Here is a 13,092-nt window from a genome sequence, read left to right on the forward strand (position 1 = left end):
GGGTGACGGCTGCCATGGTGGAACACGACACGGACCTACTCGAACGCAAAGGACGAGCAGTTGAAGCTTCGTAAGACTGGACGCATCGCGATCGCCGGCCTGGCCATCGTCGCCGCGCTTGGCATGACCGCCTGCGGCAGTGACGACAAGGACAGCAAGCCCGCCGCCAAGACGTCGACCAGCGCCAAGGCGTCGGCGGCCGCGAGTGCGAACCTGCCGCCGGTCCCCACGGTCGCGGAGCTGAACACCGCCATGACGCGGGCACTGGACCCGTCGGTGCCCGCCTCGGAGAAGCTGGACAATGTCCAAGGCGCCGAATCCGATCCGACGCTGCCGGACCGGCTGTCGCAGGCCGTGTCGGGTGCCGACGTGAAGATCGAGGTCACCGACGTCACCTCGTTCGGCGACAGCGTGAACGCCAAGGCCAAGTTCACCCTGAACGGCCAGGACAACATCGTCGAGGTGCCGTTCGTCGCCGACAACGGCAAGTGGAAGATCCAGAAGGCATGGGCCTGCACAATGCTGACCAACCTGGGCCAGCAGTCGGCTGCCTGCGGCTGATTCGCTCGACTGTTCGGGGCGGCCGCCGGGATCTGCCCGGCCGCCGGCCCGTTGTCGTCGCACGGCCGACCATCCGAGGTCACCGGGCGGGCACGGCTGGTGTTCCAGCCCTGGCCTGATCGAAATTCCCTGTGGCGCCTGGGAATACGTTTTGTCCGGCTGGCAGCGCGGCCGAGATCGATCCGAATGTCAAGCTTGTCGGCGCCACTGACCGGTGATGCGATACCAGCCGACTACATCACCCGCAGGATTGCGCAGGTCGCATGGGCGTGCGCGTAGAGGTCGCCGTCCGTGACGCCGAGGAGGCGGGCCTCCGCGCTGGCGGTGGTGGGCCCCACGTGGATTGCGGTGCCTTCGCAGCGCAGCGTTCGGGTGTCGGTGCGCACGCGGCGGAGCATATGGATGCCGATCTGGACCGAGGTGGATCTCGTTGCGCTGGGCAGCTTCGTCATCACCGCTGCGGCGAGTGCCGATTCCAGCAGAGCGGTCACGAAGCCACCGTGCACGCTGCCCATCGGATCGAGCAGGTGATCGCCCGGCTTGCCCTCGAACACCACGGTCCCGTCGCCGACCTGCACCAGCCGGATGCCGAGCGTCCTCATGATCGGGGCGTCCGGAAACCGTCCGTCGAGCGCTTCCTGCAAGATCTCACGGCCGGTCATGTCCAGGATGTCCGTGGTTGTTTCGGGAGGTGGCCGCCAAGCGTGGGTGTGGGAGCGAAGAGGTTGGGGCGCTGTCATGCGTTGACGCTACGAGGGTCGCGAATCGGGCAACAGTGTCCGATCCGACACTTTCGCGACTATTTCAGACAATGCAGTGTCTGAAATAGTCGCGAACGCAACCATCGTCAGGGGCGATCAGGGGCAGTCGAACGTAGCTCGCCGCGCGGACTTATGTACCGCTCGTGCGCGCGGCGACGTCGCGCGGAATCCGCCGGAGGCGCCGGGCGCGCAGCAGGGCGTCGGTGGTGAAGATCGCCAATGCGACCCAGATCAGCGCGAAACCCGCCCAGCGGGAGGCGGGCATCGGCTCATGCGCGACGGCGACGCCCCAGGCCATCTGCAGGGCGGGGGTGAGATATTGCAGCAGGCCCATGGTGGACAGCGGAACACGTTGGGCAGCGACCGCGAACAGCAGCAGCGGAACGAGGGTGACCGGGCCGGTGGACATCATCAGTCCGGCATGACCCACGCTGGAACCGAATTCGCTGCGCCCGGTTGCTACGAGCGCGATCACGAACGCCAGCGCGAACGGTGCGGCGACCACCCCTTCCGCGGCGATGCCGCGCAACGCGTCCAGCGGGATCACCTTCTTCACCAAGCCGTAGGTGGCGAATGAGCAGGCCAGTGCCAACGCGATGATGGGAGGTCTGCCGTAGTCGATGGTGAGTACCGTCACCGCGGTCGCGCCGAGAGCCAGCGCCGCCCACTGGGCCCGCGCCAGCCGCTCGCGGAAGAACACTACGCCGAAAGCGACGGTGACCAGCGGGTTGATGAAATACCCGAGCGCGCACTCCACAACGTGCCCGGAGGTGACTCCATAGACGTACACCCCCCAGTTGAGCGCGATCGCGGCCGAAGCGACCGCCGCGAGCCGCCAGACCCGCTTGCCGATGTCGCGCAGCTCGCGTAGTCGCCCGCTCGCCGTGAGCACCGTGAGCACCACGACCAGCGTCCACAGGATTCGCTGGGCCACAACCTCGCCCGGTTGGGCGAACGCCAGCAACCCGAAGAAGGCGGGGAACAGACCCCACAGGAAAAATGCGCTGGTTCCGAACGTCACACCGGGGATAGACCTGCTTTGCCGCACCCTGACGACCGTAGTTGTCACGTAGCCTTGCGGTCATGTCGATTACCGTGCAGGCTTCGGGCGCCACCGGACTCACCGCGGCCGAGGTCGAGCAACGGCGCCGCGACGGCCGCACCAACGACGTCCCGGATCGCGCGAGCCGCTCGGTCCGCGACATCATCCGTGCGAACGTCTTCACCAGGATCAACGCCATCCTCGGCGTCTTGTTCATCTTGGTGCTCGCCACCGGCTCGATCATCGACGGCATGTTCGGCCTGCTGATCGTCGCCAACAGCGCGGTCGGCATCATCCAGGAGATCCGTGCCAAACGCACCCTGGACCAGCTGGCCATCGTCAGCCAAGCCAAGCCGATTGTTCGCCGCGACGGCGCGGCCGTCGAGATCGCGCCGCACGAAGTGGTACTCGACGACCTGATCGAGCTCGGCCCGGGCGACCAGATCGTCGTGGACGGCACCGTCGCGGAGTCCGCACAGCTCGAGGTGGACGAATCGCTGCTCACCGGTGAGGCCGATTCGATCGACAAAGCGGTCGCCGCCACAGTGCTGTCGGGCAGCTATGTGGTCTCCGGGTCCGGCGCCTACCGGGCCACCAAGGTCGGCAAGGACGCCTACGCGGCGCGACTGGCCGAGGAGGCGAGCAAGTTCACCCTGGTGCACTCCGAGCTGCGCACCGGAATCGACAAAATCCTGAAGTTCATCACCTACCTGCTCATTCCCGCCGGCCTGCTGAGCATCTACAACCAGCTGGTCTCCAGTAAGGAGTCGTGGCGGCCCGCGGTCACCGGCATGGTCGCCGCGCTCGTGCCGATGGTGCCCGAGGGGCTGGTGCTGATGACCTCGATCGCGTTCGCGGTCGGCGTCGTGCGCCTGGGCCGACGTCAGTGCCTCGTACAGGAGCTGCCCGCCATCGAGGGCCTGGCCCGCGTCGACGTGGTGTGCGCGGACAAGACCGGCACACTGACCGAGAACGGGATGCGGCTGTCGGATATCAAAACGCTGGAGGCCTTCGACGACACCGAGGTCCGCACCGCGCTGGCCGCGCTGGCCGCCGACGATCCGCGTCCGAACGCGAGCGTGCAGGCGATCGCGGAGGCGCTGCCGGACGGCCCCGGCTGGCAGCGGACGGCCGTGGCGCCGTTCACCTCGGCCAACAAGTGGAGCGGCTGCTCCTACGGTGCGCACGGCGACTGGCTGCTCGGCGCGCCGGACGTGTTGCTCGACGCCGGCTCCGAGGACGCGCGCGTCGCCGAGGAGCTCGGTTCCTCCGGTTTGCGCATCCTGTTGCTTGCTCGTGGCGACCGTCCGGTGGACGCGCCGGACGCCCCGGGCGCGGTGCGGCCCGCCGCGTTGGTGGTGCTCGAGCAGAAGGTCAGGGCCGACGCCCGCGCCACCCTCGAATACTTTGCGAGCCAAGATGTTTCCATCAAGGTGATCTCCGGCGACAATGCCGTATCGGTCGGTGCGGTGGCCTCCTCGCTGGACCTGGCGGGCGGCGACCACGCTATCGATGCGCGCGAGTTGCCCGAGGACCGCGGCCAGCTGGCCGACGTGCTGGAGCGCAGCACCACCTTCGGCCGGGTTCGCCCGGACCAGAAGCGTGCCATGGTGTCGGCACTGCAATCGCGCGGGCACACCGTGGCAATGACCGGTGACGGTGTGAACGATGTTCTGGCGCTGAAGGATTCCGATATCGGTGTAGCGATGGGCTCGGGCAGCCCGGCGACTCGCGCCGTCGCTCAGATCGTCCTGTTGGACAACAGATTCGCCACGCTGCCCTACGTGGTCGGCGAGGGGCGCCGGGTGATCGGCAACATCGAGCGGGTCTCGAACCTGTTCCTCACCAAGACTGTCTATTCCGTGCTGCTCGCGTTCCTGGTCGGCCTCGCAGGCGTCGGCTCGCAGATCTTCGGCTACGAGCCGATCGGCTATCCGTTCCTGCCGCGCCACGTCACGATCGCGGCCTGGTTCACCATCGGCATCCCGGCGTTCATCCTCTCGCTCGCGCCGAACAACGAGCGCGCCCGCACGGGGTTCGTCGGGCGCGTGATGCGCCTGGCCATCCCGTCGGGCGTTGTGATCGGCGTGGCCACCTTCGTCGCCTATCTGATCGCCTACGCCGGTCCGCACGCCGGCGAGGAGCAGAAGATCCAGGCGGGCACTACCGCGCTCATCACGCTGATCATGATCGCGGTGTGGGTGCTGGCCATCGTGGCGCGGCCCTACGTGTGGTGGAAGGTCTTGTTGCTCGCGGCGTCTGTCGCGGCGTACGTATTCCTGTTCACCGTTCCGTTCACCCGGGAGTTCTTCAAACTCGATCCGTCCAACGTCGCGCTGACGGGTGCCGCGGTGGCCTGTGGCACGGTCGGCATCGTGCTTGTCGAGGTTGTCTGGTGGGTGAGCGCGGCAATGCTGGGAGAGCGGCGGCAACTTTTCCCGAGCTCGCCAGGCGGGGCACCGGACCAACTGGACGCCTGATCCGCAGCGCCGCGAGAACCCTTGTGCGAGGCGGTCATTCGGGGTTGGGGTACCTTCTCGACTATGGAGGTACTGCTGCACCAGATCGACGCGTTTGCCGACGCACCGTTCTCGGGCAACCCGGCCGCGGTGATGCCGCTCCCGTCGTGGCTCCCGGATACGTTGCTGCAACATCTGGCCGAGGAGAACAACCTCGCCGAAACCGCCTTCTACACCTCGCAGTTACCGTCCGAGGCGGGTGCGCCGCCCGGCGACTGGCCAGCCTTCCACCTCCGCTGGTTCACGCCGACGGTAGAGGTTGCCATGTGCGGGCACGCCACCTTGGCCAGTGCCGCCCAAATCCTGGCCGACGTGCACCCGGGGAGTGACCGGGTGAGCTTCTTCACGCGTAGCGGCTGGCTGCACGTCGACCGCACCGACGCCGACGAGCTCGTCCTCGATCTGCCGGTCGTGCACAGCATCCCGGTGCGGCCCGATCCGGCGCTCGTCGCGGCGCTCGGGGTGCGCCCGGTGCGGGCGTACTCCGGCACAGACGAGGTGATCGTCGTCGCGACCGAACAGGAGGTCCGCGATGCCGCGCCGGTGCTCTCCGCCTTTCCTGCGCTGCCGCGCGCCGCGATCGTCACCGCCCCCGGCGATTCGGCCGACTTCGTCTCCCGGGTCTTCGCCCCGGGCGCGGGCGTGCCCGAGGACCCGGTGACCGGATCGGCGCATGCCCAACTGGTTCCGCTGTGGAGCGAGCACCTGGGGCGCACGGAACTGCACGCCAGGCAGCTTTCCCGCCGTGGCGGAACCCTGCGCTGCGAACTCGTCGACGACCGCGTCCTACTGCTCGGTCGCTGCCGCCGCTATCTCGACGGGGTTGTCACGCTGCCGGACTGACCTGAGGTCAGCATCGCCGTGGTGCCCGTGTCCGTCGGCGACGAGGGTCGTGGAACCGGTGGTCGGGATACTGGTCGCACTCGAACGGATGGACGCGGAGTCGACGTCGACATGATGGCGGCGCGGGTCGCGCACCGGGGCGCCGAGTCCTCCTGTGCCGCTCGGTATTCGCATTCCGGTGGCGGTGCGGAACCGGGACGGCGTCGCGATGCTGTTCGACTCGTCACCATCGCCTCCGTGCCCGGTGGTCCCTCGGCAGGCCGGAATCCTGCTTCGCCGATCGGCAACAGGATTGGGCTCAGCAGGTACTGTGCTCGTCCCGGCGCGGCCTCGTCGGCCAGCACGTCGACCCAGCGGTGGTCACCGACGTCGCGGAGTGGCCGGCGGGGCGCTGAGAGGGCTGCGCATCACCGGTCGGGGACCGGCCCGTCGTCGGGACCGGGCAGCACCACGTCGAGGTAGTCGGGCAGGAGCGGGACCACAGCGAAGCGGCCTGCCAGCGCGTCGGCGGGAAGTGCCTGGACGGCACGGACGCCATTCTGGGAGGCGACGTTTCGCAGAGTCGTCAGCGGTCCGCGGACGACGAGGCCGACCACGCACGCACAGCCTGCGCGCAGCCGTGCGGCGGAGACGCCGACTATACGGGCGGAACGGTCGTCGGAGGGATGCGGGAGCAGCCACGCCGCGTACCCTGCCGAATCCACGGCCCCGCCCACGTCTTCCGGGACGGGCACGGCGACGAGAGGGGTTTGGACCCTGGGGATCGGCACCCGATACAGCACCTGCGCGACGCGCAGGCCGCCGGTGTAGTCCGGAATCCGTTCCGGCCCCAAAGGTTCGGTGAACGACAGCAGGGCCCAGTGCTGATCGCTGTCGGATCCGGTCAGGGAACCCCGCGCCCGGGCGAGGTAGTCCGCGACCTGCTCACCTCGGTCCGGCCCGAGCCGGTCGGTGAAAACCCCCGCCTTGCGCGGCGGATTCAGCGCACCGAGCGCGACGATCAGCACGACCAGTGCGACGCTCGCCGCGGCGAGGATGAGGCCCCGCCGTGGCAGTGTGCGCCGGTCAGGCATTGCGCAGGACGTCCAAGGCGTGCCGCAGATCGTCCGGGTACTCGCTGGTGATCTCCAGATAGCGGCCGTCCACGGGATGCTGGAATCCCAGCGCGCGGGCATGCAGCCATTGCCGTTCCAGCCCGAGCCGCTGGGCAAGGCGGGGGTCCGCACCGTAGGTGAGGTCGCCACAGCAAGGGTGGCGGATCGCGGAGAAATGCACCCGGATCTGATGGGTGCGGCCGGTCTCCAGGTGGACGTCGAGCAGGCTCGCCGCCTGGAACGCCTCCACCGTGTCGTAGTGCGTGATGCTCGGGCGTCCGTCGGCGGTGACCGCGAACTTCCAGTCGTTGCCGCGGGCCCGGCCGATCGGTGCGTCGATGGTGCCGCTGCTCGGGTCCGGATGTCCCTGCACCAGCGCGTGATACCGCTTATCGATGGTGCGCTGCTTGAACGCGCGCTTGAGCACCGTGTACGCGTGCTCGGACTGCGCGACCACCATCACCCCGGAGGTACCGACGTCGAGACGGTGCACGATGCCCTGCCGCTCATGGGCGCCCGAGGTGGAGATGCGGTATCCGGCCGCGGCCAGCCCGCCCACCACGGTCGGCCCGCTCCAGCCGACACCGGTGTGCGCGGCCACACCGATCGGCTTGTCCACCGCGACGATGTCGTCGTCGGCATAGAGGATCTTCATGCCCTCCACCGGTTCGGCCTCGATCGTCAGCTCCCGCTCGGGTTCCGGGAACACCACCTCGAGCCATGCGCCCGCCGCGAGCCGGTCGGACTTGCCCGCGGCCACGCCGTCGAGCTGCACCGAGCCTTCTTCGGCGAGCGCCGCGACAGCGGTGCGGGACAGGCCGAGCAGCCGGGACAGTCCGGCGTCCACGCGCATGCCGTCGAGGCCGTCGGGCACGGGCATGGTTCTGGTCTCCCTCATGCCGCGCTCTCCCCGCCGCTGTGCTCGGCGCCGCGGCCGACCCGGGTTCCGTTCGGCTCGAAACCGAACACGGTGAGCACCACGAGCAGGATCGCGCCGCACACGATCGAGGAGTCAGCCACGTTGAATACCGGCCACCAGCCGATCGCGACGAAGTCGACCACGTGCCCCTGCAGCGGGCCCGGCGCGCGGAACAGCCGGTCGACCAAATTGCCGAGTGCGCCGCCCAGCACCATGCCGAGGCCGATCGCCCACCACAGCGAGCGCATGGTGCGGCCGATGCGCACCACTCCGATCACGACGGCGGCGGCGACCAGGGTCAGCAGCCAGGTCATGCCGGTCGCCATGGAGAATGCCGCGCCGGGATTGCGTACCAGGCTCAGTCGCGCGAAGTCGCCGATGATCGGCACCGGATCGCCCGGCGTCAGCTTCGCGACCGCGACGGTCTTGGTGAGCAGATCCAGGCCGAGCAGGACCGCGGCGATGACGAGCAAGGTCCGCAGGCGCTGCGGCGAAGTCGCTGGGGTCGTCGGATCAGCGGTGTTTGCTGGGCTCTCCTCGGGCGGCGGGTCGTCACTCACGACGACTATCATCTCTCGAGGGCGATCCGGGCCGATGCGCGAGTCCGATTGTCGCGCTTCTCGGGGCGGTTCGCGGTCGCGCGCGGCGCGCGGGCCAGATGTCCCAGCTGACACTCAGGAAGCGGTCGTACCCTGTTGCTCGTGACGGTGTTGTCTTCCCCCCACATCCCCCGGATCGCGCGTTCGGGTGTGCTCCTCATGGTGTTCGCGCTGGGACTCTCCGCGTTCGGTGTCGGTTGCGGTAACGGCGCCGAATCGCGCAGCGAGACCGAAGGCACCGAGCCGCTGGGGATCGGTAAGGAAGTGACCGTGCCGATTCCGGCGGCGGTGACCACAGTCCTCTCGACCGGAGAGGAGCCGCGCTCGTTGTTGCGGCCGGACTACCCGGCGGGCACCGTGCAGCGGGTGACGTTGCACACCGCGCACCGGATCGAACAGAAGATCAACGAGCAGCCGGTGCGCGACTTCTCCACGCCCGCGCTGACCATCCCGATGACCGCGCAGACCACCCCCGAGGGCATCGATCTGACCCTCGGCACCGTCACCTCCCCGGACCCGACGTTGGCCAAGGCGCTCACCAACATCGGCGGCTCGCACGCGGGCTTCGACCTCAGCGATCTCGGGGCGATCACCGCACTGCGGCTCGAGCCGTCGCCGGATACCTCCAACACCGCACGTTCTGCGCTGGAGCAGGCTTTCTACCAGGCGGTCTACCGCTCGATCGCGTTCCCCGACCAGCCCGTCGGCGAGGGTGCGGTGTGGACGGTGCGCCAAGAGGTCACCGGCGGCGTCACGCTCGATCAGGTGACCACCGCTACGCTGACCAAGCGAGACGGCGACCGGCTCACCATCGAGCTGAACGTCATCCAGAAGCCGAAGTCCCCGGCGTGGAACCTGCCCAACAACGCGGGAACCCTGGACATCCGGGACTATGTCATGCAGGGCGCCGGCACCATCATGGTCGACCTCGGCTTGCCGCTTCCGGTGTCGGGGTCCATCACCGTCGGCGGCCACCAGGCCTATCGCGATCCGCGCAGCGAAAGCATGTTGCAGCAGACGATCGATACGCAGGTGTCGTGGACCGAGTGATTCGAATGCGCGGCCTGCTGCTCGCGGCCGCGTCGATCGCGCTCGCCGCGGGATGCGGGTCCGCGGAGCCCGCCGCACCCGAACCGGCCGAGCTGCCGCCGCTCGGCCCCGTGGTCGCCGCGGCCCCGGTGACCGCCGTACCCGAATCCGATTCGGAGCGGTTGCGGGGCCTGCTGCTCGGCGGCGCGAACCTGCCGCAGAATTTCACTGCCCTGCCCCCGCGCGCCGACCTGCCCGATGGCGCCGGCGACGCCGCTTCTGCACCGACGAATCCGGCGGAATGCGCGAAAGTGCTCACCCCGCTGGCCGCACTGCGCCCTGGCGCGCTCGCCCGGGCGTCCATTCAATACGCGGGACCGAATTTCTCCAGTATCGATATCGATGCGGCGAGTTATCCGAGCGAGGCACTGGCCGAGGTGTTTTCGGTCGTGCAGGCGATGCTGCGCCGCTGCACGCACTATTCCGGAGCGGACGCCACCGACATCCCGGTGGATTACCAGGTCGGCGGGCTCGCCCAGCCGCCTGCGGGCGACGCTGCCACCGCCTACCAGGTGCGCACGAGCAGCGACGGCATGACGCTCAGCTCATCGGTGGCGATCGTGCAGGTCGGCGGCACGCTGGCGCAGGTCGCGGTGACCGCGCCGGAGTCGGTGGACCCCGGCGTGCTCAGCGAACTCACGGCCGCCCAGGTGCGTCGGCTGCAGGGCGTCGCAGGGCCATGATTTCCGACGATCCGGCCTATTGCGGGGGTGTCGGGAATAGGCTCGATATGGTCCGACACAACGCCTCGAGCGGAGGTTCCCATGTCTGATGTCAAACCCGTTCCCGACGGATATCCGGTGGTCTCGCCGGGGCTCGCGATCGACGGTGCGGCGGCCGCGATCGATTTCTACAAGAATGTATTCGGCGCCACGGAGCGAATGCGCATGCCCGGCCCGGATGGCAAGATCGCGCATTGCGAGCTGATGTTCGGCGATTCTGTCGTCATGCTCGGCGACCCCGACCCCGATATGGAATTCCTGGACCCGAAGACGGTCGGCGGCACCCCCGTCAACCTCTACGTGTACGTCGAGGACGCCGACGCCGCCTTCGCCGCGGCGCTGGCCACGGGCGCCAGCGAACTCACGCCGATGACCACCCAGTTCTACGGCGATCGCAGCGGCGCTTTCGAGGACCCGTGGGGACACCGCTGGACCGTGGCCACGCACGTCGAGGACGTGCCGCCCGACGAGATGGACCGGCGAATGGCCGAGCTGTTCGGCTGAGCCGGTTCATCGAGTGGCTGGGTCATCCGGCGATAATCGAATCTTCTAGCCGCTGGCGCATCGCAGGGGCCGGGTGTTTGCGACACCGTATTGTCCACGGGACCGGATCTGCGGGCTGGATCGGGAACTAACCGCTCGCCCGGCTCTATCAGGCAGATCACCGCCCGGCGTGCTCGACACGGCAGAGTCACCAGGACCGCGGCGCAGCGGTGTACACGAGATCGATCGGACTGTCCGCGGTCACCGTGCCCGCCGCGCCGCCGATCGTCGTTACACCGAACACTGCGCACCTCCGGAGAATCGCCACTGCTACCGACCCATGCCATGGAAGTGACTTGCATCACGTACGGTTTCGTGCGAAAGCTGCCGGAATGACATAGCTCATGCGGGAACCGGCAACCTGTTAACGGGTCGATCACACCTGGCGATTTACCTATCGATTGGTCGGATCGGCAATCGATCGGCATATTCCGCGACGGAGGTTTCCTCATGCTTGTCAATTTCCTGAACCGACTGGTCAACACCTTGGGTGACGAGGGTTATCCGGCCGCTGGGGCATCGGGTCTGAAGGCCGTTTCGCCCGACGAAGAAGCGGCCTTGCTCCGAGAGGAATCGGAGTACCAAAAGTACTTACCGACCAGGACCGCCGCCTGCGTGACCAGCGGTTTGTAACGGAACGGCCACGCCAGTCGATTTCACTACCGATTGGTCACGCAAGCAATAATCGGTCGGGCATACGTCGCGACGGAGATTTCGAATGCTCACCTATGTTCCGAATTGACTGTCGGGCAACGTTTTCGTTGGTAGATTCTACTATCAGGCTGCGACTGGCGCCCTACCGTTCGGCGGCTGACCGTCACCGAGTCCGCAGCAGGAGGGCTTGAACCCCGAGCGGCGGAATCCGTTCAATCGAAGGGCCCAACTCGTGCGTGTACCTCGCACAAGAAGTGCCCGCAGTGAAAACTCACCGCCAATAAGGAACTCGCGCAGATATCGAACGGCTCGACAATCCACATGCACCGCCTGGGTGCGATAGGAGAAAGCAGTCGGCCACTGAATCGCCGCGGCATCGGCGTCCCGTCCCGCAGTACGGGTAACGATCTGTCTTCTGCAACCGCTACCGAAATATCGTAATGGCCGGACTGTATATCGAAATTCCAGCGAGTCCATAGCATTCCGCGATTTCGGTCACCGGGGCTCTCCTGAATGCGGCGCGGTGTCGAAGCCGAGGACCGTGTGTGGTAATCCGACCGCGTAGCGCAGCTGGGCGGACACTGCTTCACGGACAAGGCCGCCGCCGTAGGTGTGATCCCAGGAGCTGAACTCGCGTGCCGCAGTTCACACCTGTTCGATCTCGGTCAGGCCAACCATCGAGGGGATCGGCGTGGGTTCGATCTTCTCCAGCAGTTCGAGAAGCGGCTGTCGGGTGGCTACGGCCGCGGTGCCGCTGAGTGCCGCTCTGTTTCCCGCGCCTGGTCGGCCGCATCTGCGGCCAGAACGCCATGCCGACGTTCCCGGTGGCGACGGTGCGACAGATCACGGCGCCCACGTCAAGGCTTGGCAGCGGTTCAGCGCCGTCGTCAGCTGACTGTGGTGCGACGCCGCTGTCGACGGCGCGCTCGACCAGCTCCTCTGGCGACCACGCGCCGTGCGCGACGTGCGGGCCAGGACCCCCTTCGTGCGGTAGAAAGCGACCCGAGAGACAAGGAGACGAACGTGGGAAAGATCGTCGAAAGCACCAATGTGTCCCTCGACGGGCTCATGGACAACATGCAGGACTGGCATTTCGACTACTTCAAAGAGGGCGCGATGGACTTCGCGGGCGCCCAGTTGAAAGCGGCCGACGCGCTGCTGATGGGCCGCAAGACCTACGAGGTTTTCGCCTCGGCATGGCCGCAGCGCACCGGCGACTGGTTCTCCGACAAGTTCAATGCCATGCGGAAATACGTGGTGTCGAGCACGCTGACCGATCCGGAATGGACCAACAGCGTTGTGCTCGGCGCGGACATTCCCGCCGAGATCGCTCGCATCAAGGCGGAAACCCGGGGCGACATCCTGATGTACGGGCACGGGCCGGTGGCCCGTCTGCTCCTGGAATACGGCCTGCTCGACGAGATCCGCCTGTGGATCCACCCCATTTTCGCGGGCCGCGCCGAACCCGAGCACTTGATCTACCGTGACGCCGGCAAGACCCCGCTGCGGCTGCTGGACACCGCCGTCCTGGAGACCGGCATCATCATCGCCACCTACGGTCCCGTGACGGCCGACTGAGCCATGGCCGAACGGCGGACCCGGACCCCTCATCTGGGGCCGGGTCCGCCGCTCTCTCGGGTTACCCGCGGGCGATCGCTTCGAATACTTTCGGGTCGACCAGGGTGGAGGTGTCGCCGAGTTGGCGTCCTTCGGCGATGTCGCGGAGCAGGCGGCGCATGATCTTGC

The 13,092-nt window shown here is 67.5% G+C and carries 13 protein-coding genes; 8 read left to right on the forward strand and 5 right to left on the reverse strand.

The annotated features are described in order from the left end of the window. The first annotated feature begins 60 nt into the window (after positions 1-60). Complete coding sequence (locus AB0H00_RS28500; RefSeq protein WP_357272285.1) at positions 61-561, forward strand: hypothetical protein; 501 nt, start codon at positions 61-63, stop codon at positions 559-561. A gap of 233 nt (positions 562-794) precedes the next feature. On the opposite strand, the gene AB0H00_RS28505 is transcribed toward AB0H00_RS28500, so the two are convergent. Both AB0H00_RS28505 and rarD read right to left on the reverse strand, forming a co-directional pair. Next, positions 795-1,301: a PaaI family thioesterase gene (locus AB0H00_RS28505; protein ID WP_357272287.1), complete on the reverse strand. Its 507-nt coding sequence runs from the start codon at positions 1,299-1,301 to the stop codon at positions 795-797. A 151-nt stretch (positions 1,302-1,452) separates the two neighbouring features. Next, positions 1,453-2,370: an EamA family transporter RarD gene (gene rarD / locus AB0H00_RS28510; RefSeq protein WP_357272289.1), complete on the reverse strand. Its 918-nt coding sequence runs from the start codon at positions 2,368-2,370 to the stop codon at positions 1,453-1,455. A 35-nt stretch (positions 2,371-2,405) separates the two neighbouring features. Here rarD and AB0H00_RS28515 point away from each other — a divergent pair, with 35 nt between their 5' ends. Together AB0H00_RS28515 and AB0H00_RS28520 are read left to right on the forward strand one after the other, a co-directional pair. After that, positions 2,406-4,844, forward strand: a complete 2,439-nt coding sequence (locus AB0H00_RS28515; RefSeq protein ID WP_357272291.1) for an HAD-IC family P-type ATPase — start codon at positions 2,406-2,408, stop codon at positions 4,842-4,844. Between the two features lie 63 nt (positions 4,845-4,907). Then, a complete protein-coding gene (locus tag AB0H00_RS28520) occupies positions 4,908-5,726 on the forward strand; it encodes a PhzF family phenazine biosynthesis protein (protein ID WP_357272293.1) in 819 nt (272 codons plus the stop codon). 407 nt (positions 5,727-6,133) lie between these two features. Here the strand turns inward: AB0H00_RS28520 and AB0H00_RS28525 are convergent, their stop codons facing one another. Genes AB0H00_RS28525 through lspA form a run of 3 tightly spaced genes read right to left on the reverse strand, consistent with a single transcriptional unit; the run spans position 6,134 to position 8,311 of the window. Next, entirely contained in the window at positions 6,134-6,799 is a 666-nt protein-coding gene (locus AB0H00_RS28525; RefSeq protein ID WP_357272296.1) for a hypothetical protein, read from the reverse strand. Then, entirely contained in the window at positions 6,792-7,718 is a 927-nt protein-coding gene (locus AB0H00_RS28530) for an RluA family pseudouridine synthase (protein WP_357272298.1), read from the reverse strand. Before AB0H00_RS28530 ends, AB0H00_RS28525 begins: the two co-directional genes overlap by 8 nt. Continuing rightward, positions 7,715-8,311 carry a signal peptidase II gene (gene lspA / locus AB0H00_RS28535; RefSeq protein ID WP_357272300.1) on the reverse strand — a complete coding sequence of 199 codons (597 nt, stop codon included), beginning with the start codon at positions 8,309-8,311 and terminating at the stop codon, positions 7,715-7,717. Before lspA ends, AB0H00_RS28530 begins: the two co-directional genes overlap by 4 nt. A 129-nt stretch (positions 8,312-8,440) precedes the next feature. Between lspA and AB0H00_RS28540 the strand changes: the two genes are divergently transcribed. The 5 genes from AB0H00_RS28540 (at position 8,441) to AB0H00_RS28560 (ending at position 12,924) form a co-directional block, all read left to right on the forward strand. After that, entirely contained in the window at positions 8,441-9,388 is a 948-nt protein-coding gene (locus tag AB0H00_RS28540) for a hypothetical protein (RefSeq protein ID WP_357272302.1), read from the forward strand. Then, complete coding sequence (locus tag AB0H00_RS28545) at positions 9,376-10,110, forward strand: hypothetical protein (RefSeq protein ID WP_357272304.1); 735 nt, start codon at positions 9,376-9,378, stop codon at positions 10,108-10,110. The genes AB0H00_RS28540 and AB0H00_RS28545 overlap by 13 nt, the downstream gene beginning before the upstream one ends. An 81-nt stretch (positions 10,111-10,191) precedes the next feature. Continuing rightward, positions 10,192-10,653 carry a VOC family protein gene (locus tag AB0H00_RS28550; protein WP_357272306.1) on the forward strand — a complete coding sequence of 154 codons (462 nt, stop codon included), beginning with the start codon at positions 10,192-10,194 and terminating at the stop codon, positions 10,651-10,653. A gap of 489 nt (positions 10,654-11,142) precedes the next feature. After that, complete coding sequence (locus AB0H00_RS28555) at positions 11,143-11,325, forward strand: hypothetical protein (protein ID WP_357272307.1); 183 nt, start codon at positions 11,143-11,145, stop codon at positions 11,323-11,325. Between the two features lie 1,044 nt (positions 11,326-12,369). Further along, positions 12,370-12,924, forward strand: a complete 555-nt coding sequence (locus AB0H00_RS28560) for a dihydrofolate reductase family protein (RefSeq protein ID WP_357272309.1) — start codon at positions 12,370-12,372, stop codon at positions 12,922-12,924. The last annotated feature ends 168 nt before the right edge of the window (positions 12,925-13,092 follow it).

The sequence above is a fragment of the Nocardia sp. NPDC023852 genome (assembly GCF_040639505.1).
GTDB lineage: Bacteria > Actinomycetota > Actinomycetes > Mycobacteriales > Mycobacteriaceae > Nocardia.